Origin of the sequence: Cutibacterium avidum ATCC 25577 (assembly GCF_000227295.1) — a bacterium.
GTDB classification, from domain to species: Bacteria; Actinomycetota; Actinomycetes; order Propionibacteriales; family Propionibacteriaceae; genus Cutibacterium; species Cutibacterium avidum.
In genome coordinates, this window is record NZ_JH165054.1 from 2,184,686 (window position 1) to 2,202,518 (window position 17,833).

The following is a 17,833-nucleotide window of genomic DNA, read 5'->3' on the forward strand; positions in this document are numbered from 1 at the left end:
CCCATGGGGAAACGCATCAAATGAATAGTGGTGCGTCTGGACGCCGCCTCATTCCCAAAGGGAGCAGTCGAACCTTTGGTATCACGGTTACCGTCATCACTGTACTGGTGTTTTCCGGTGCGGACGATCTGCGTGTGGCTGTCGTAACTCACCGATGCGGCAGTACGATGATCTGGCTGGTAGCCACTTACGTCTTCACCACAGTGGCTCTGCTGTGTTGGCAGCGTCCTGCACTACAGGAATTGCTACTGCTTGTCGGCCTGGTCAGTAGCGTCGCCGCGGAAAAGGTCGCATTTAGCATTCCTCTGTTGGTCGTGCTTGCATTCTTCGCCAGCCAACACGGTCTAAGACGCCATTTCATTCCGATTATTATCGGAGCCGCTGTTGTCATGACCCGAGCGACTGCTCACGAAGAACGATGGGCTTCCATCCTATTGGTCGCAGGCCTCGCATGCGGAATCGGTGTCGGATTCGGCTCTGCATTCCGCTGGCTCGATCACCGCCGCAAGCAGGCGGAGAAACAAGCAGCTGACGCCCTCGAACAGGCAGCCCATGCCCACGAGGAAGAGCGCCAACAGTTGGCAGCCGAGCTCCACGATGTCGTGGCCAAGGATCTCACCGTCATCACCATGCTGGCGGGTTCCCTTCGTCTCAATACCGCTGACGAAGACGTCATCACGGCGTCGAAGTCCATTGAGACGACCTCCCGGACGGCCCTCGACGACCTTCAGCGCCTGCTCCTGGTGCTGCGAAACCAGAATCTTCCGCTGGTGTCCTCCCCCACCCACGAGGAGTCCGTCGAGGCCACCGTGGCAGCCATGGTGACGCGCCTTGAAACCTTGGGATGGCACGTCGACTGGTCGGTTGATTGCGAACCGATGCCAGTGAGTGTTTCCGACGCCGTCAACCGAATCCTCGACGAGTCGACCGCGAACGCGATCAAACACAATGGTCCGACCACGGCAAAGATTATTGTCAGAGACGATGGAGATGACGTCGTCGTCACCGTCTCCAATCCGGTTACCGGATCCCAGATTGAACCCGTCCGTTCCACCGGGATGGGTATTGCGCGACTCAAGGAGCGGGTCTCCCTACTCCGTGGTGAGATCTCCATTGGTCTGCGCAATGGTTGGTGGATCGTCGATGCTCGGATCCCGCGCGCCAAACCCATTCGCGAAACCTGATACTCCGTACAAGAACACACAAACATGAGGCCGACATCACGCCGGCCTCCCGCTATCTCTGACAGCTCAGAACAGTCCAGCGTTCTGATAGTTATTCGTGTCGTTCCAGGTCCACTTCTAGGAATTGATGTCCTGGTCATTCCACGTGGTTCGGTCGTCAGGAAGGCGACCAGCCTGGGTGAGCGGCATCTCCCAGTCAGTGGTGCTGGTCGTCTCGAAGGCCTCATAGGGCTTGAAGGTGTCCCCCCATCCCGGGGAGATCACGGCGCGGTAGTCGTCCTGCTTGCACACCGGATGGGTGCTGAGCAGATTGGCTTTCACTGGACCGCTGGTGTCGGTGTGGATGATCGGCACGTTGTGATTAACCGTAGAAGTGTCGTCGTAGCCACCGCAGGTGGCCAGAGGTCAGGCTCCAGACCGGGTCAACGCTCCAGGAATGGCATCGAACGCAGTCCTCGATCCATGTGCCAGGACACGAAGGCGGCGACGAGCCCCGATCCTTCCCGGATCCTCGGCCACGTCACCTCACGGGTGGCAGGCCAGTCCCCCACCAGCAGCGCCTGCAGGTAGGCGATCGTCTCTTCATGGGGATGTGGCGTGCCCGGTGGCTGACAGTTGATGCAGACCACTCCGCCCAGGCTGGGCGAGAACCCAGGGTGCGGGCCGGGAGCTCCGCAGCGGACGCAATCGACCAGATCCGGGGCATATCCCGACGCCGACAAGGATCGCAACAAGTAGGAGTCCAACACCATCTCAGGTGGACGTGGGCCGTCAGTCGTCCCCCGGCCAAGAACCCGCAGCGCACCGGCGAGCAAGCGATACTGGGCCGGGGCAGGCTCCCGATCCACCGGGACCAGGTGATCGGCGGCCTCGACCATGACCTCTGCGGCCGTGAAGAGCCCATAGTCCTGACGCAGTGGCGCGGAATATGGGTGAAGGCATTCCACCTGAGCGACGACGTCAAGGTTTCGCCCCTGCACCAACTGCAGATCGACGAGGTTGAAAGGGTCCAACCGGGCCCCGAACTTGCTGGAGGTGCGTCGGACACCTCTGGCTACTGCGCGAATCTTGCCGTGTTCCCGCGACAGCATGGAGACGATGCGATCGGCCTCACCCAGCTTGTGTGTGCGCAGGACGACGGCTTGATCGCGGTAGGTGGGCATGACACCTATTGTCTCCCAGTCACGGTGTGCAGCCGAAAATGCTCCGCGCAAAACTGCCATGCCTGGCCTCTCAGGGTGTCCGCCGACTCTGAGCATGCCCCCACCCAGTAACGTTGTTGCGACCCCCCACCAGGAGAAGCCTCATGAATACCTTTGTCGCGCTGCTCGGCAGCGTGTGGTACCTGGTGCTCGTGGCAGCCGTCAGTCCGGTCATGATCCTCAATGCCAGCGCCGCTGTGCATGGCCAGAAACAGAACCATGGTTGGGCCTTCGTGTCGGGGGCCGGGCTGGTGCTCGGCGCCATTGGCATCACGAGTTTTGGCTTGCTTGGAAGTGCCGCCACCGACTTCGCATCCCGTCAGCTGGCTTCCCACGCCGTCGACCGTGTACTGGGCATTCTGCTCTTCCTCTTCGGCTGTTATCTGGCGTGGAAGAAATGGGGATCCCATCGCGTCCAGAAATTCCGACACAAGAAATCGTCAGGTCCGCGATCCACGGGTGCGCACGGCATGTTCACCTGGGGTGCTCTCGGCATGGCCACCAACTTCACGACGATCCCACTGTTCATCTCGTCAAGCCAGCGCATCGGAACAGCCGACCTGCCACTCATCGTGCGCATACTGACCTTCATCGTCTCGTGGTGGATCGTCCTGGTCCCGGCATGGCTGCCGATCGTTGTCGATCGTCTGCGACCCAATTCCTCGGGTATCTCCGGACGGACTCGAGAGCGCATCGGCCACTGGACCAGCGTCGCCTCGATCATCGCCTGTCTCGGCTCGGGAATCATCATCGTCTGGACGACCCTGTGATGGTCGAAGCAGACTTGCCAGTTGCTGCTGGTCTGTCTGTACAACATGGGACGTCGGCTGTAACACCAACAACGTCGGATCCCAGGCGAGCGCAACGCCACTACGCTGTGACCCATGGCTCACACCACACCGCGACCCCCGAAGCGCGGCCCGCTGCCGCATCCGTCCGGAGCTCGTCCTCCGGAACTGCCTCCAGAGCTCATCCCCCGACATGTCGCCATCGTCATGGACGGCAACGGACGGTGGGCCAAGCAGCGCGGCCTCAAGCGAACCGAGGGGCATGCCCGTGGTGAGGACGCCCTCTTCGACGTCATCGAGGGGGCCATCGAGATGGGCATCCCCTACCTGAGCGCCTACGCCTTCTCCACCGAGAACTGGAAGCGCTCCCCCGACGAAGTGCGTTGGTTGATGGGGTTCAACCGCGACGTCATCCACCGTCGTCGTGACCAGCTTGACGCCATGGGGGTGCGTATCCGCTGGGCAGGTCGTCACCCCAAGTTGTGGAAGTCGGTCATCAAGGAGCTGGAGTCGGCCGAGCAGCAGTCGGCCGACAACACCGTCCTGACCCTGCAGTTCTGCGTGAACTACGGCGGTCGCGCCGAGATCGTCGACGCGGTGCGAGACATCGCCAGGCTGGCGACCGAGGGGAAGATCGATCCGGATCACATCACCGAGAAGACCTTCCGCACTCACCTCGACGAACCAGAGATTCCTGACGTCGACCTGTTCTGGCGCTCCTCGGGAGAGCAGCGCACATCGAACTTCCTGTTGTGGCAATCGGCCTACGCCGAGATGGTGTTCTCCGACGTGCTGTGGCCCGACGTCGATCGTCGAGACCTGTGGGACGCCGTCCTGGAGTACGCGAAGCGGGACCGCAGGTTCGGTGGGGCCGTCCCCAATGAGGTCAGCCCCACCGCCTGATCTTGCTGGTCGCCCGCCCTTGGCCGGGTCAGCGGCGGGAGCGATTCACCGCGCTGACAACGGCTTTGAGGGAGGCCTGGGTGATGTCGGGATCGATTCCGACGCCCCAGAGGATCTGCGAGGTCTCGCCATCTCCGATCTCACACTCGACGTAGGCGGCGGCCTTCGCGGTGCCGCCGGACGTCATGGCGTGCTCGGAGTAGTCGAGCACCTGGACGGCGACGTCGAGGGAGGCCAGGGCGTCGATGAAGGCCGAGACCGCACCGTTGCCCTCACCATGGATCTGGGCGTCCTCGTCGTTGTTCCGCAGGTTGGCGGTGAGCTGGTAGGAGCCGGACTCCGTGGAGGTCGTGCGGCTGACCAGCTCGATACCGGGCACCTGCAGGTACTCGCGGTTGAACAGGTCCCAGATCTCGTCGTGGGAGACCTCGCGAGCCTGGTCGTCGGTGTAGTTCTGCACCGCACGGGAAAACTCGATCTGCAGACGACGCGGCAGGTCGACCTGGTGCTCGGTCTTCATGAGGTAGGCCATGCCGCCCTTGCCGGACTGGCTGTTGACGCGGATGACGGCCTCGTAGGTACGGCCGAGGTCGTGCGGGTCGACGGGCAGGTACGGGGCCTCCCAGCCGATCTCATTGATGTCAATGCCCTGGTCCTCGGCGCGCCGGGCCAGGTCTTCCAGACCCTTCTTGATGGCGTCCTGGTGGGAACCGGAGAAGGCGGTGAAGACCAGATCGCCGGAGTAGGGCTGGCGGGCCGGTACTGGCAGACAGGTGCAGTACTCGACGGTGCGGCGGATCTTGGGCATGTCGGAGAAGTCGATACCGGCGTCAACTCCCTGGCTGACGAGGTTCATGCCCAGGGTGACCAGGTCGACGTTACCGGTGCGCTCGCCGTGGCCGAAGAGACAGCCCTCGACGCGGTCGGCGCCAGCCATCTGAGCGAACTCGGCGGCCGCGACGGCGGTGCCACGGTCATTGTGCGGGTGCAGGGAGACGCAGACATTCTCGCGGTCACGGATGGTGCGGCAGAAGTACTCGATATGATCGGCGTAGGTGTTCGGGGTGCTCATCTCGACGGTGGCCGGCAGGTTGAGGATGATCTCGCGGTCCGGACCGGGCTGCCAGACGTCCATGACGGAATGGCAGACCTCGATGGCGAAGTCGGTGGAGGTCTGGCTGAAGATCTCCGGAGAGTACTCGTAACCGAACTCGACGTCGTCCAGGTACTTCTCGGCGTACTTGACGACCCACTCGGTGCCCTGGTGGGCCAGGTCGATGCACTGCTGCTCGTCCATCTTGAACACGACACGGCGGAAGAGCTCGGCGACCGCGTTGTACATGTGGATGGTGGCGCGGTGGGCGCCGACGAGGCTCTGCGCGGTGCGCTCGATGAGGTCCTCACGGGCCTGGGTCAGGACCGAGATGGTGACGTCGTCAGGGACGATGCCGGACCCGACGACCTGACGGACGAAGTCGAAGTCAGTCTGGGAGGCTGAGGGGAAGCCGATCTCGATCTCCTTGTAACCCATCTCGATGAGCAGCTCGAACATGCGCATCTTGCGAGCCGGGGTCATGGGGTCGATGAGGGCCTGATTGCCGTCGCGCAAATCGGTGGACAGCCAGCGCGGGGCGTGGTCGAGGGTCTTGTCGGGCCAGGTGCGGTCAGGCAGCTTCTGCGGGACGAAGGGCTTGTAGCGACCGATGGGCATCTGGCTGGCCAGCTGACAGGGGAGGGGCTGAATTCGCGTCATCAGTGGTGGTCTCTCCGAAAGTGTGTGATTTCTCGGGCAGCCCGATCACCCGCAGCGAGGAGGCCACCCTTTCAACGGGTCTCGCTGCGGCACACAAGCAGGAGCGCGCGCGACATGTGTGTCAGAGTACACCGCAGTCGTGAAAACGTGGGATTCCTCTCAAATTCGTCCGAAGTCTGACATGGGCCACCGTAGGTGGGACCATCTGGTCATGCTGCTGCTTCACGACGCCCGCATTCTCGACCTGATTGACGGGTCCACTGGCGAACCCACCGATGTGTTGCTCTCCGACCGCGTCGTCGCCATCGGTCCGGAGGCCTGGCAGCGTGCCGCTGATTCCTCGGAGGCCGTGCGACGTGTCGACCTGGACGGACGCATCCTCATGCCTGGGCTGTGGGACGAACACGTCCACGTCGGGCAGTGGGCGTTGGCATCCCGAAAATTCCTCGTCAGCCAGACCGCTGATTACCAACAGGTCCTCGACGAGGTCGCGGCACACGTGGAACGACGCACGGACAGTGACGAGCCCATCCTGCAAGGGTTTGGTTTTCGGTCCTCGGTGTGGGACTCGAACCCGAATGCCGCACAGCTCGATGCCGTGACCGGAGACCGGGCAGCCGTCCTCGTCTCGGCTGATCTGCACTCGGTGTGGTGCAACACCGCGGCGATGCGCGAACTCGGCGTCCAGGGTGACGGATTCTTCCGCGAGAAGGCCAGCTTCGACATCCAGACCCAGCTTTCCCACGTCGATCCCCACGTGCTGGACGGTTGGGTCGGAAGTTGTGGAGGTGCGGCTGCTCGGCTAGGAATCGTCGGCATCCGCGACATGGAATTCGACACCGACGTCGAGACCTGGCTGCGGCGCGAGGCAGATGGACGCTGTCCGCTGCGAGTCGAGGTGAGCGTCTACCCCGAGCGTCTTGACGAGGCGATCGCGCAAGGGCTGGCCACCGGGCAGTCCCCCATCACTGAGAAGCCTGGTCCGAGCCGGGTCGCCATGGGCCCGCTCAAGGTCATCGTCGATGGCTCAATGTCAACGCGCACCGCGTGGTGCATGGATTCATATCCATCAGGTGGTGGGCCTGAGGGGGCCGGAATCGACTCGGTCACGCCTGAGGACCTCGTCGAGCTCATGAGACGGGCGAAAGCTGCCAACCTGCAGTGTGCGGCCCATGCCATCGGTGATCGCGCCGTCCGGGAGGTCCTCGACGCCTTCGAGACGACCGGTATCTCGGGATCGGTGGAGCACGCCCAGGTCCTCACCGATTCCGACGTCCCCCGGTTCGCAAAGTTGGGAGTGCGAGCCAGCGTCCAGCCCCTGCACATGGTCGATGATCGTGACGCCACCGACGTCATGTGGGCCGACCGCGCCGATCGCTGCTTCCGATTCGCCGACATGGTGGACGCCGGGGCCGAGTTGGCGATGGGGTCGGATGCCCCGGTCTCCCCAGTCGATCCATGGGGTGCCGTACGGGTGGCCGTCGAGCGGACCGGGGACCATCGCCCGGGATGGCACATGGAGCATGCCCTCACCGTCTCCCAGGCCTTGCTGTCCAGTACTCGCCAGATCGCCAAGGTGGTCGAGGGCGGGCCGAGCGACGTCATCGCCGTGGGCCCCAACCCCTTCGACCTCTCCGGGGAGACACTGGCAGGGTTGACCAGTGACCTGACGATCGTCGGCGGAGAGGTGACGGCCTCAGCCATATGAGGCCGTCATCGGTCTCAGAACCCCAGCCGGTTGAGGTACTTCGGGTCGGACTGCCAATTCGGCAGCACCTTGACCTGCAGGTCCAGGTGAGTCGGCGTCCCCAGCAGAGCAGAGATCTGCTGCCTGGCCTGGGTGCCGACCTCCTTGATGTGGGATCCGCGATGACCGATCATGATTCCCTTCTGAGAGTCACGCTCGACGATGAGGGATGCGTGGACGTCGAGCAGCGGACGGTCCTCCGGCCGCCCCTCACGCAGCCCCATCTCCACGATCTCCACGGCCAGCGAGTGCGGGAGCTCCTCGCGCACACCCTCCAGGGCCGCCTCACGGATGAGCTCGGCGACGAGGGTCTCGGTCGGCTCGTCGGTGACTTCTCCGTCCGGGTAGTAGGCCGGCCCCTCGGGTAGCAGGGAGACGATAACGTCGTGCACCTCGTCGACCTGCTCACCGGAGACCGCCGAACAGGGGACGATCGCGGCGAACTCGATGCCGACCTCCTCCTGCAGCTTGTCGATGGCGGTGAGGTGCTCAACCATCCGCGCCGAGGAGACCAGATCCGACTTCGTCGCCAGCGCGATGAGTGCAGGCTTCCTGGGAAGGTCGGCGATCTGCTTGACGAGATAGGTGTCCCCCGGCCCGATCCGCTGGTTGGACGGCAGGCACACCCCGATGACGTCGACCTGGGTCCAGGTGTCGAAGACGAGGTCGTTGAGGCGCTGGCCCAGCAAGGTGCGCGGCTTGTGGAGTCCGGGGGTATCGACGACGACGATCTGGGAGTTCTCGTCGGTGACGACGCCGCGGATGACGTGGCGGGTCGTCTGGGGCTTCGAGGAGGCGATCGCAATCTTCGAGCCGACCAAGGCATTCGTCAGGGTCGACTTGCCGGCGTTGGGGCGCCCGACGAAGCACACGAACCCGGAATGGAACCCGGAGCGGGTGGACTCGGCCACCCGGGCAGCCACATAGTCGACGTCGGAGATCTCCTCGTCGTCACCGTCCATGAGATAGGCCAGCGAGGGCATCTCGTCGTCACTCATCGTCGTCCTCCTCATCGGGGGTTTCCTCGGGGGCTCGCTTCACCAGGCAGGTGTCCACCTGGTGACGTCGCCCGGTTGCCTTCTCGGCGGTGATCTCCAGCCCCTCCCAGATGATGACAGATCCGGGGATCGGGACGACGGACAATTCCTTGGCCATGAGGCCGCCGACGGTCTCGACGTCGTCATCGTCGACCTTGAGGTCGAACAGCTCGCCCAGGTCGTCGACTGGCAAACGCGAGGAAATCCGGAAGACTCCGTCCTCGATCTCCTCGGTGAGGGTGGGCTCGGCGTCGTACTCGTCGACGATCTCGCCGACGATCTCCTCGACGATGTCCTCGATCGTCACCAGGCCAGCAGTGCCACCAAACTCGTCCACGACGATGACGAGGTGATTACGGTCACGCTGCATCTCGCGCAGCACCTGGTCGACCGGCTTGGAATCGGGAACGACGACGGGCGGACGCATGATCGACTCGACGGTCTCGGACGCGTAGCCCTCAGGGTTGTCGAGAACTCGACGCGAGAGGTCCTTGAGGTAGACGACCCCTTGAACATCGTCGAGGCTCTCACCAATGACCGGGACCCGGGAGAATCCGGAACGCAGGGCCAGGGACATGGCCTGACGCAAGTTCTTGGACCGCGGGATGAAGACGACGTCGGTACGCGGGACCATGACCTCCTTGGCGAGGGTGTCACCCAGCTCGAAGACCGAGTGGATCATCTCGCGCTCGCCGGCCTCGATGAGGTCGGAGGCCTCGGCGTAGTCGACCATCTCGCGCAGCTCGGCCTCGGAGGTGAACGGACCCTCGGCGTATCCCTTTCCGGGGGTCAGCGCATTGCCGATGAGGATGAGCAGGGCTGCGATCGGGCCAAGGATCTGCGCCAACACACCCCACGGTCGCGACCAGAAGGTGCAGATGGCGGTGTCATGCTGGCGACCCAGGGTGCGCGGCGCCACTCCCCAGGCCAAGAAATCGACGAAGACCATGATCGCCACGACGACAAGCACCTGCTGCCAGAGCAGATCGAAATGACCGAAGATGAGGAGAGCGACGAGGGCCGTCGCCGTCACCTCGGAAATGACTCTCACCAGCATCGCGGTGTTGATGAGGGGGGCGGGATCGGCCACCATGTCCTGCACTCGCAGGTGAGGCTTCCGCCCATCGGCGGCCAGCTCCTCGGCCTTGGAGTGGGACATATGCTGAAGGGCCGTCTCCATGGCCACGTTGAGGCTTGCCAACACCGTGAAGATGAAGGCGATCGCAAGAACGACCCATTCCTGCTGCGTCACCGCTGGCCTGCCTGTTCTCGATGATCATCCCATGCGGCGATGATCTCGTCGTTGAGTCCGAACATGACGCGCTTCTCCTCCGGCTCGGCGTGGTCGTGGCCGAGCAGGTGAAGCAAACCGTGGATGAGGAGGTATTCCGCCTCCCCGTCGGGGGTACGACCGTTCTCGGCCGCCTGCCGAGCCGTGACGGTCGGGCACAGCACGATGTCGCCGAGCAGACCTGACGGCGGGTCCTCGTCGTCGCCGGGAGCACGCATCTCGTCCATGGGGAAGCTCAGCACGTCGGTCGGTCCGGGGAGGCCCATGAACTTCTCGTGGTAGGCCTCCATCGTGTCCTCGTCGACGAGGATGATCGACAGCTCCGAGGAGGGATGGATGCGGAGCCGGTCGAGGGCGAAGGTCGCCAGTCCGACGAGCCCCTCCTCATCGGCCGGGGAACCGGACTCATTGGTGATGTCGATCATCGGGTCTTCCTGTTCTTGCGCGGGTTCCTGGGGCCGTATGACTCGGCGACGGTGTCGTACCGGTCGTAGGCGGCGACGATCTTGCCGACGAGACGGTGACGGACGACGTCACGGCTGGTGAGGTTGCAGAAGGCGATGTCATCGATGCCGTCAAGGATGCCCTGCACCACTCGCAGGCCGGACTTCACCCCACCGGGCAGGTCGACCTGGGTAATGTCGCCGGTGACGACGATCTTGGATCCGAACCCCAGACGGGTGAGGAACATCTTCATCTGCTGGGGCGAGGTGTTCTGGGCCTCGTCGAGGATGACGAAGGCGTCGTTGAGGGTGCGGCCACGCATGTACGCCAGCGGTGCCACCTCGACGGTTCCGGCGCCGATGAGACGCGGGATGGAGTCCGGGTCGACCATGTCGCGCAGGGCGTCGTAGAGCGGGCGCAGGTAGGGGTCGATCTTCTCCGAGAGGGTGCCCGGCAGGAAGCCGATCTTCTCCCCCGCCTCCACGGCCGGACGGGTGAGGATGATCCGGCTCACCTGCTTAGTCTGCAGGGCCTGGACCGCCTTCGCCATCGCCAGGTAGGTCTTGCCGGTACCGGCGGGGCCGATGCCGAAGGTGACGGTGTGGGCGTCAATGGCGTCGACGTAGCGCTTCTGGTTGAGGGTCTTGGGGCGAACCGTCTTGCCACGACTACTGAGGATGTCGGCCGTCATGATCTCGGCCGGCCCCTCCCCGTTGCGGGTCATCGCGACGATCCGGTCGACGTCGTCGGCGGACAGTCCCTGCCCGGTACGGATGATGGTGGTCATCTCCGTGAGGATGTCGTTGGCGTCGGCAAGATCGGCGGGATGCCCGGCGAGGTGAATCTCGTTGCCTCGCACCAGGATGTCGGCACCGAGGGCGTCCTCGAGATGCTTGAGGAACTCGTCGTTGGGGCCGACCAGGGTGACCATGGGAATCGATGCGGGCACCGTCACGACTCGGCGCGCCGGGCCGGGGTTGCCGGTATCGGTGTTGTGGGAGTGCAAGGTGGTGGTCAGGGTTCTCTCCGGTATGACGCGAATGTGTACTCTCCCACTGTAGACGTAGCCAACGACTGTATTGATCGTCGCGGTAGCCAGGAGGTGGAGATGGGACTGGGCTGGCTCGACGACGCCGCGTTCGTCCTGGGCACGGAGTTGTCCCTTGACGAGGTCTTGCGCGACGGGGTGCGCACCAGCGTCGCTCGGTGCTGGGTGGACGGTTCCACCGTGGCCAGCGAGGGAGCCCACACCGTCATTGCCAAGTGTTTTCGATCCAAGGCCATGGCCCACAACTCCGGCGGTTTCGGGATCGTGCGGGAATGGGCTGGATTGGCGACGATCCCCGGGGCGCCACGGTTGTTGGCCGCCGACCTGGATCTCGGGGTCATCGTCATGGCCGATCTCGGCGAGATGACGACCTTGGCCGATGTGCTGTCCGGATCTGATCCTGATACCGCTGTGGAGGCCGCTCGGGCGTGGGGACGCGGACTGGGGGCGACGATGCGCGGGGCCGATGTGGCGACCTTCCGACAACTCATCAGGAAGGCCGATCCGGGGACGCTGTCCGCAGGCGGTCCGGCCTCTCCTCGGCTGCCAGGGCGTGGGGCGACGAGACTCGCTGAGCTGTTGGACGACGGGGTGCTCAGCGCGGAGGCGTTGACCGAGATCGAGCTGTTCGCCGAGCTCGCAGGCGGGGATGACGCCGTCCTCACCCAGGCTGATCCGTGTCCGGGAAACATCGTCATTCCCGCTGATGGGGGTGACGCCACCTTCATCGACTTCGAGGCCAGCAGCGTCCATCATCCCGCGGTCGATCTCGCACATCTGCAGGTTCCGTGGGTCAGTTGTGACGACTCTGGCCAGGTGAGCAAGCTTTTCAGGGAAGCTGCCATGGCCGGGTATCGGGAGGTCGGCCCCGAGGTGAGTGAGGACATGGTTGCCCTGGCTGCGGCTGCGGCCACCTTGCAAACCACCGAGTTGTCGCTGGGCCCGTTGCGGCGACGGGAGGCTTCCGGACGGTTCGGGAGCGGGCGTCAACGTCTGGTCTCGCGGTGGCGGTGGGTGGCCGACCACCGCGGACGGACGCCGGAATTGGCCCGGATGTGTGGCCGGGCGGCAGACCTGGCCGTCCAGGAATGGGGATGGCCCGGGGAGTTGGAGACGGTCCCCTGTTTCCGCGGGTGATCAGTCTGGAGGACAGTCCGGGAGGGCCGGCACCTCTCGACGCCGGCCCTCCCGGAGTCAGATCTCAACCGCGGAACTGATCGGTGGCCTTGACCAGTTCGGAGGCGACGAGCGGCTCGAAGGCCGAGTGACCAGCCAGCACGATGCGCAGATCCGCGTTCGGCAGGGCCTTGGACAGGCTGACGGCAGTGACGTCTGGGCAGCACATGTCGTAGCGGCCCTGGACGATGATCGTCGGGATGCCGGCAAGCTTGTGGGCATCACGCAACAGCTGTCCTTCCACCATGAACCCGTGATTGACGAAGTAGTGGTTCTCGATGCGGGCGAAGGCCAGCGCGAACTCCGGATCGGAGAACTCCTTGACGTGGGATGGGTCGAAGGAAAGCGAGGTGGTCGCTCCCTCCCAGGTCGTCCAGGCCACGGCGGCGGGGCCGTGGACATCGGGGTCGTCGTCCCAGAGCAGGTCGTAGTAGGCGGCGATGTTGTCGCGGGAGAAGTCATGTCCAGCTCGACGCAGCGGCTCGCAGAACTTGTCCCACAGCTCTGGGTACACCTCGGACGCACCGAAGTTGTAATACCAGTCGAGTTCCTGCTCGCGCAGAGTGAAGATGCCGCGCAGCACCAGTTCGGTCACCCGCTCGGGATGACTCTCGGCGTAGGCCAGGGACAGACATGATCCCCAGGACCCGCCGAAGACCTGCCAACGCTCGATGCCGAGTAGCTCCCGGATGGTCTCAAGATCCTCGACGAGCTTCCAGGTGGTGTTGGTGGTCATCTCCTCCGGAGTGCGAGCCTTGGCAATGTGCGGGGTCGACAGGCCGCAACCGCGTTGGTCGAGGACGACGATGCGGTAGGCCTCGGGGTCGAAGAAACGACGGCGCTCGACACCGCCACCGCCGCCAGGGCCACCATGCAGGAAGACCACCGGCTTGCCATTGGGGTTGCCACACTGCTCGACGTAAAGCTGTTGACCATCACCCACATCGACCATCCGGGTGTCATAAGGCTCGATCGGCGGGTAAAGATCTCGCTGTGGGCTGATGCTGAGTTCCGAGCTTGCAAGGGTCACGGAAACCTCCTTTGGTTGTGGTCGTCACCTCGATGGTATTTCTCAACACGGATACCATTTCGCCGTGACATCAGACTCCTCCAGCCGCAGATCATCTGCCACCATCCGCCCGACGTATGCCGATCGCGGATCTGGGCACTACGACATCCTCCTGACCCTCATGTGTGTCGTGGTCATCCTGTCGAACATCGGTGGATCGAAGGGAGTCCAGCTCGGCCCCATCACCACCGACGGCGGGTTCTTCCTCTTCCCGCTCGCCTACGTCATGGGAGACATCACCACTGAGATCTACGGGATCAAGGCTGCTCGCCGGGCCATCGTCATGGGGTTCATATGTGCAATCCTCTCGGTGCTGTGCTTCTGGGCGATCATTGCCCTTCCGGGGTTCACCGATCCCTACTCTGTGGCTCATGACGCCGCCCTCGAGATGTCGCTGGGACCGCTGTGGCAAATGGTGCTGGCCGGTGCGTGCGGATTCCTCGCCGGGCAGTTCACGAATTCGGTCATCATGGTTCGTCTCAAGGCCAAGTGGTTGGAGCGCGGCCTGGTCGGTCGACTGATGGGGTCCACCGGCGCTGGTGAGGCCGTCGACACCGTCATCTTCTGCGCCATCGCGGCACCAGTCGTCGGAATCACCAGCTTCGGCCAGTGGTGTAACTACGCCTTCTTCGGATTCTTGTGGAAGACCCTCGTTGAGTACGCCTGCATCCCGATCACGACTCGCATCATCGCGTGGATCAAGAAGCGTGAGCCGACCTACCAGGAGAGGCTGGCAGCAGCTCAGCATTGACGCTGTGCCTCGGAATACCGGCGAAATCTGCCAATAAACGCCGATGGTGACGTTGCCATCATGGTGTCGGGCCGATTTTTGGCAGATTTCGCTGACAGTCCCGTACACCAGCACCTTCGAACGTCGCGCCACGAATTCGTTCGGCCTCCAAGCGTTCTCGACGCTGACCCGGCCGTTCGTCTGCAAGATCGAGTGTCGGTAGATCCTTTCTCCTGTGAGCACGGAGAACGCCATGAGGACAAGGGCCACCGCCGCGCGCGATGACCGAGCATGCGCAGTGGAATGAAGACCAGCCGTCACCCTGAAACCTGCGATCGGCCTCGGCCTCATCAGCAGCCCGAACCACCTCGATCTTGTCCATTACCTCGCTGACAGCCAGGTCCCACTGGGACACCTCTCGGTAGATCCCGCTCAAGCTCGGGCGAAGATGGTCCAGCTTGATCAGTCCGCCACGGTTCATCGGCTCGGTGACGATGATCTCGAGGAGACGGTCGATCTGAGTGGAACCACGGAATTCGACGAGGCGATGGTGCCGCCCAGGACCTCGACCCGCTCGGGCATCCCGTCAATCATCACCCTGGTCGAGGGAGCCGATCGAATCGACCGACCATTATCAGTGACCCCACCTCGACGTCGTCATCGACGTCAAGGGCGTCCATCGCCACGAAGGCCACGATCGACTCTCGCGTTCGCGAGCGTCACGAGTGGCGCCTTCAGTCTCTTCCGTCGCGAGGCCGGGAATGAGGGAGAACAGGCATATCAGTTGGCCTTGACCAACCTTCCACCGTTGATATTCCAGCGACCCATGAACTCGGTCTCGAGAGCGTCGAGCTCTCCATGCCGCATGGCAGCGCGAATCTGATCGACGAGCCGAACCGTCCAGCGTTCGTTGTGGATCGTCGCCAGGGTGTTGGCAAGCATCTCCTTCGCCTTGAACAGGTGGTGGAGGTAGGCACGGGAGTAATGGGTGCAGGTGTAGCAGTCGCAGCCCTCCTCCAACGGACCGAAGTCACGCCGGAATCGGGCGGTGTTGACGTTGTAGCGCCCATCGACGGTGTAGATGGCGGCGTTGCGGGCCACCCGGGAAGGGTTGACGCAGTCGAAGGTGTCGACACCCGCACGGCAGGCGGCGAAGAGGTCGTCAGGCTCGGAGATGCCCAGCAGGTGACGGGGACGATCTTCCGGCAGTTCCTCGGCACACCAGGTGACGATCCGCCCGAGATTGACCTTCTCGATGGCACCTCCCAGGCCGAAGCCGTCGAATCGCTGGCCGTCAATCTCCATCTGCGACAGATCCCGGCAGGCCTTGCGGCGCAGGTCCTCGTACTGGGCACCCTGGACGACCCCGAAGAGGGCTTGGTACGGCTTGCCGACCCGGGCCTCGGTGAGGCGACGATGCTCAGCGAGACAGCGTTCGGCCCACCGTCGCGTCCGCTCCAACGCCTCCTCCTGGTAGGAGCGGGTATTCATGAGCGTGGTCAGCTCGTCGAAGGCGAACATGATGTCCGCACCGAGATGGTGCTGGATCCCCATCGACACCTCAGGGGTGAAGCGATGGAGGTCACCGTTGAGCGGGCTGCGGAAGGTGACGCCGTCGTCGTCGACCATGGCCTTGCGGTCGGCGTCGGCAGCAATGACGTCTTCCTCGGTGAGCTCCGAGACGTCCATCGCCAGGGTCTTCTTGAACCCGGCGCCGAGACTGAGCACCTGGAAGCCGCCGGAATCGGTGAAGGTTGGGCCGGTCCAGTTCATGAACCGTCCCAGTCCGCCGGCCTCGTCGACGAGGTCTGGACCCGGCTGTAGGAAGAGGTGATAGGCGTTGGCCAGAACGGCTTGAGCTCCCAGCTGCGCCACGGACTCAGGCAGCAAGGACTTGACCGTGGCCTTGGTCCCGACGACGACGAAGGCCGGGGTCTCGATATCACCGTGCGGGGTGTGGATGACGCCAGTGCGCCCATAGGAGTCGTCGAGGTGCGAGGTGACGTCGAATCCGAATGGCATGGGCGTCATTGTATTGACGAGTCCCCCCTGGGCGCGCCGGGCCAGAGGGGACCAGGGAAACCACCCTGCCCCTCTCCGGTACGGCCCCTACTGCTAGCCTGTGGCTACGCTGTGAGCGATGTGGCTCACCTCCGGGAAGTACTGAGGATGAAAACCGCGCCAATCACCATGAGAGCAACACGCAATCGACACAAGCGCACAAGGTTCGCGACCTGCATGGTCGCGGTGATCTGTCTCATTACAACCAGTGCGTGCGGAAAAGTCAGAACGAGTTCCATCAGTGAAGCCGATACGCTTCATGCCGATGTCAGGATCGCCACATCCTGGAGCCAACCAGATTCCCCCATCTTCAATCGCCCGGGTTTTCTGTCCCTCGACGGCGACACCACCCATGAACTCAAAAGACTTGAAAACGCACCCCGATACACCAGCGCTAGCTCCGATAGTGACGGAAATGTCGCCTTCATTGACTTTTCCAACATGTACGTCATGGGGAAATCAGGAACCAGGATCATACCCCGAAAAGATCCTTACGTATCAGATTCGCAATTCATCTACCCCTATCCTCTCGGTGCCGGAGAATTTGCATTCTTGTCGAATTGGGGCGACGATTCATCAAATCCCGACAGATATACATTCCTTCTCGAATTCACCGATGGCACATCAATGCACATACCACACTGGGTGTCTGATATTACAATGTGCAACAATCAGATATATGGGATTTCCTACAACACATACCATAGCCCTTCAGGAGTGCAATTCTTCCGCATCGACCGACAGCACCACAAGACGGTAGACCTCGGGCCTCTTATGACACCCCGGTGGGGGTTGACCCCCGAAAGCGGCCTCGCATGTCACGGGAAGGATCTTGTCGTGCGACTGGGAGCAACGTCATGGAACAAAAAGGCGACATACCCGCAAACCACCTTGGCATTCTTCGACCTGAAAACAGGATCAGCCCGGCAGATCCCGATCATCGATGAACACGGGAAACCCCTCAATACGATCGACGGCGGAGGAGTCCGCGAAGACAGCATGGGCCCTACCGGTTCAGACGCGGTCATCATGGGACATGAATTCATCTGGACCCTCCTGTCCGGGCAAGTCGTGGCCACTGACCTGACCACTGGAAAATCCCGCCTCATCGTGAACACCCACTTGGCCGCAGATCAGGGAATTCCACTCCGAATCCAAGGTAAAACCGTCGGGGTGGTCGACACCGCCACCGACAGTCCTGTCATCAGACTTTACGATCTGCAAACCGGAGCCATGATCAAAGAAGTGGACCCATCAGCAGCCAAGAAAGCCCAAGAACGCTCCGGAGGCATCTTCACCGGCCTATTCCTGTCAGGATTCGCCCTGGTGGTGCCGCGCTGAGGTCAGCCACAGAACCGATACACCGAGTGTGGGGCATCGATCCAGACCCTCCAGGGCGC

General features: G+C 63.0%; 16 protein-coding genes and 2 pseudogenes. 7 read left to right on the top strand and 11 right to left on the bottom strand.

The genetic code is table 11. The annotated features are described in order from the left end of the window. Positions 1 to 20: 20 nt before the first annotated feature. Complete coding sequence (locus HMPREF9153_RS09780) at positions 21 to 1,184, top strand: sensor histidine kinase (RefSeq protein ID WP_004811656.1); 1,164 nt, start codon at positions 21 to 23, stop codon at positions 1,182 to 1,184. A gap of 117 nt (positions 1,185 to 1,301) precedes the next feature. On the opposite strand, the gene HMPREF9153_RS09785 is transcribed toward HMPREF9153_RS09780, so the two are convergent. Next, positions 1,302 to 1,538: a hypothetical protein gene (locus HMPREF9153_RS09785; protein ID WP_004811657.1), complete on the bottom strand. Its 237-nt coding sequence runs from the start codon at positions 1,536 to 1,538 to the stop codon at positions 1,302 to 1,304. 68 nt (positions 1,539 to 1,606) lie between these two features. Further along, complete coding sequence (gene recO, locus HMPREF9153_RS09790; RefSeq protein WP_004811658.1) at positions 1,607 to 2,347, bottom strand: DNA repair protein RecO; 741 nt, start codon at positions 2,345 to 2,347, stop codon at positions 1,607 to 1,609. A 143-nt stretch (positions 2,348 to 2,490) separates the two neighbouring features. Between recO and HMPREF9153_RS09795 the strand changes: the two genes are divergently transcribed. Both HMPREF9153_RS09795 and HMPREF9153_RS09800 read left to right on the top strand, forming a co-directional pair. Further along, positions 2,491 to 3,156: a membrane protein gene (locus HMPREF9153_RS09795; RefSeq protein WP_004811659.1), complete on the top strand. Its 666-nt coding sequence runs from the start codon at positions 2,491 to 2,493 to the stop codon at positions 3,154 to 3,156. 225 nt (positions 3,157 to 3,381) lie between these two features. Next, the gene (locus HMPREF9153_RS09800) at positions 3,382 to 4,077 is read left to right on the top strand and encodes an isoprenyl transferase (RefSeq protein WP_036902381.1); all 696 of its coding nucleotides are present in this window, start codon (positions 3,382 to 3,384) and stop codon (positions 4,075 to 4,077) included. A gap of 28 nt (positions 4,078 to 4,105) precedes the next feature. On the opposite strand, the gene leuA is transcribed toward HMPREF9153_RS09800, so the two are convergent. After that, the gene (gene leuA / locus HMPREF9153_RS09805) at positions 4,106 to 5,830 is read right to left on the bottom strand and encodes a 2-isopropylmalate synthase (RefSeq protein WP_004811661.1); all 1,725 of its coding nucleotides are present in this window, start codon (positions 5,828 to 5,830) and stop codon (positions 4,106 to 4,108) included. Positions 5,831 to 6,041: 211 nt separating this feature from the next. Here leuA and HMPREF9153_RS09810 point away from each other — a divergent pair, with 211 nt between their 5' ends. Further along, a complete protein-coding gene (locus HMPREF9153_RS09810) occupies positions 6,042 to 7,538 on the top strand; it encodes an amidohydrolase (RefSeq protein ID WP_023032602.1) in 1,497 nt (498 codons plus the stop codon). A gap of 14 nt (positions 7,539 to 7,552) precedes the next feature. On the opposite strand, the gene era is transcribed toward HMPREF9153_RS09810, so the two are convergent. From era to HMPREF9153_RS09830, 4 genes are read right to left on the bottom strand one after another with little or no spacing between them, the layout of a single operon-like run. Continuing rightward, entirely contained in the window at positions 7,553 to 8,575 is a 1,023-nt protein-coding gene (gene era, locus HMPREF9153_RS09815) for a GTPase Era (protein WP_036979792.1), read from the bottom strand. Further along, positions 8,568 to 9,866, bottom strand: coding sequence for a hemolysin family protein (locus HMPREF9153_RS09820; protein WP_004811664.1), 1,299 nt, complete (start codon positions 9,864 to 9,866; stop codon positions 8,568 to 8,570). The genes era and HMPREF9153_RS09820 overlap by 8 nt, the downstream gene beginning before the upstream one ends. Further along, positions 9,863 to 10,330 carry an rRNA maturation RNase YbeY gene (gene ybeY / locus HMPREF9153_RS09825; RefSeq protein WP_004811665.1) on the bottom strand — a complete coding sequence of 156 codons (468 nt, stop codon included), beginning with the start codon at positions 10,328 to 10,330 and terminating at the stop codon, positions 9,863 to 9,865. Before ybeY ends, HMPREF9153_RS09820 begins: the two co-directional genes overlap by 4 nt. Then, on the bottom strand, positions 10,327 to 11,355 hold the full coding sequence (locus tag HMPREF9153_RS09830; RefSeq protein WP_169311836.1) for a PhoH family protein: 1,029 nt from the start codon (positions 11,353 to 11,355) through the stop codon (positions 10,327 to 10,329). The genes ybeY and HMPREF9153_RS09830 overlap by 4 nt, the downstream gene beginning before the upstream one ends. A gap of 36 nt (positions 11,356 to 11,391) precedes the next feature. Between HMPREF9153_RS09830 and HMPREF9153_RS09835 the strand changes: the two genes are divergently transcribed. Next, positions 11,392 to 12,534, top strand: coding sequence for a phosphotransferase family protein (locus HMPREF9153_RS09835; RefSeq protein ID WP_171048635.1), 1,143 nt, complete (start codon positions 11,392 to 11,394; stop codon positions 12,532 to 12,534). A gap of 64 nt (positions 12,535 to 12,598) precedes the next feature. Here the strand turns inward: HMPREF9153_RS09835 and pip are convergent, their stop codons facing one another. Next, entirely contained in the window at positions 12,599 to 13,603 is a 1,005-nt protein-coding gene (gene pip, locus HMPREF9153_RS09840) for a prolyl aminopeptidase (protein WP_004811668.1), read from the bottom strand. A gap of 37 nt (positions 13,604 to 13,640) precedes the next feature. On the opposite strand from pip, the gene HMPREF9153_RS09845 reads away from it, so the two are divergent. Beyond that, entirely contained in the window at positions 13,641 to 14,393 is a 753-nt protein-coding gene (locus tag HMPREF9153_RS09845) for a queuosine precursor transporter (protein WP_036976556.1), read from the top strand. Between the two features lie 126 nt (positions 14,394 to 14,519). On the opposite strand, the pseudogene HMPREF9153_RS12355 reads toward HMPREF9153_RS09845, so the two are convergent. The 3 genes and pseudogenes from HMPREF9153_RS12355 to tgt all read right to left on the bottom strand — a co-directional run. After that, positions 14,520 to 14,686 (bottom strand): annotated as a pseudogene (locus HMPREF9153_RS12355) (ABC transporter permease); the annotation flags it as partial. A gap of 232 nt (positions 14,687 to 14,918) precedes the next feature. Continuing rightward, positions 14,919 to 15,034, bottom strand: a pseudogene (locus HMPREF9153_RS12780) (sensor histidine kinase); the annotation flags it as partial. Positions 15,035 to 15,152: 118 nt separating this feature from the next. Next, a complete protein-coding gene (gene tgt / locus HMPREF9153_RS09850) occupies positions 15,153 to 16,394 on the bottom strand; it encodes a tRNA guanosine(34) transglycosylase Tgt (RefSeq protein WP_174266643.1) in 1,242 nt (413 codons plus the stop codon). A 147-nt stretch (positions 16,395 to 16,541) separates the two neighbouring features. On the opposite strand from tgt, the gene HMPREF9153_RS09855 reads away from it, so the two are divergent. Further along, the gene (locus tag HMPREF9153_RS09855) at positions 16,542 to 17,774 is read left to right on the top strand and encodes a hypothetical protein (protein ID WP_238993154.1); all 1,233 of its coding nucleotides are present in this window, start codon (positions 16,542 to 16,544) and stop codon (positions 17,772 to 17,774) included. The last annotated feature ends 59 nt before the right edge of the window (positions 17,775 to 17,833 follow it).

Excerpts from the sequence above, each read along its gene's own strand:
- HMPREF9153_RS09855 (WP_238993154.1), top strand. The coding sequence starts at position 16,542 with ATGAAAACCGCGCCAATCACCATGAGAGCAACACGCAATCGACACAAG.
- HMPREF9153_RS09780 (WP_004811656.1), top strand. The coding sequence starts at position 21 with ATGAATAGTGGTGCGTCTGGACGCCGCCTCATTCCCAAAGGGAGCAGT.
- leuA (WP_004811661.1), bottom strand. The coding sequence starts at position 5,830 with ATGACGCGAATTCAGCCCCTCCCCTGTCAGCTGGCCAGCCAGATGCCC.
- HMPREF9153_RS09810 (WP_023032602.1), top strand. The coding sequence starts at position 6,042 with ATGCTGCTGCTTCACGACGCCCGCATTCTCGACCTGATTGACGGGTCC.
- HMPREF9153_RS09800 (WP_036902381.1), top strand. The coding sequence starts at position 3,382 with ATGGACGGCAACGGACGGTGGGCCAAGCAGCGCGGCCTCAAGCGAACC.
- ybeY (WP_004811665.1), bottom strand. The coding sequence starts at position 10,330 with ATGATCGACATCACCAATGAGTCCGGTTCCCCGGCCGATGAGGAGGGG.
- era (WP_036979792.1), bottom strand. The coding sequence starts at position 8,575 with ATGAGTGACGACGAGATGCCCTCGCTGGCCTATCTCATGGACGGTGAC.
- recO (WP_004811658.1), bottom strand. The coding sequence starts at position 2,347 with ATGCCCACCTACCGCGATCAAGCCGTCGTCCTGCGCACACACAAGCTG.
- HMPREF9153_RS09795 (WP_004811659.1), top strand. The coding sequence starts at position 2,491 with ATGAATACCTTTGTCGCGCTGCTCGGCAGCGTGTGGTACCTGGTGCTC.
- tgt (WP_174266643.1), bottom strand. The coding sequence starts at position 16,394 with ATGCCATTCGGATTCGACGTCACCTCGCACCTCGACGACTCCTATGGG.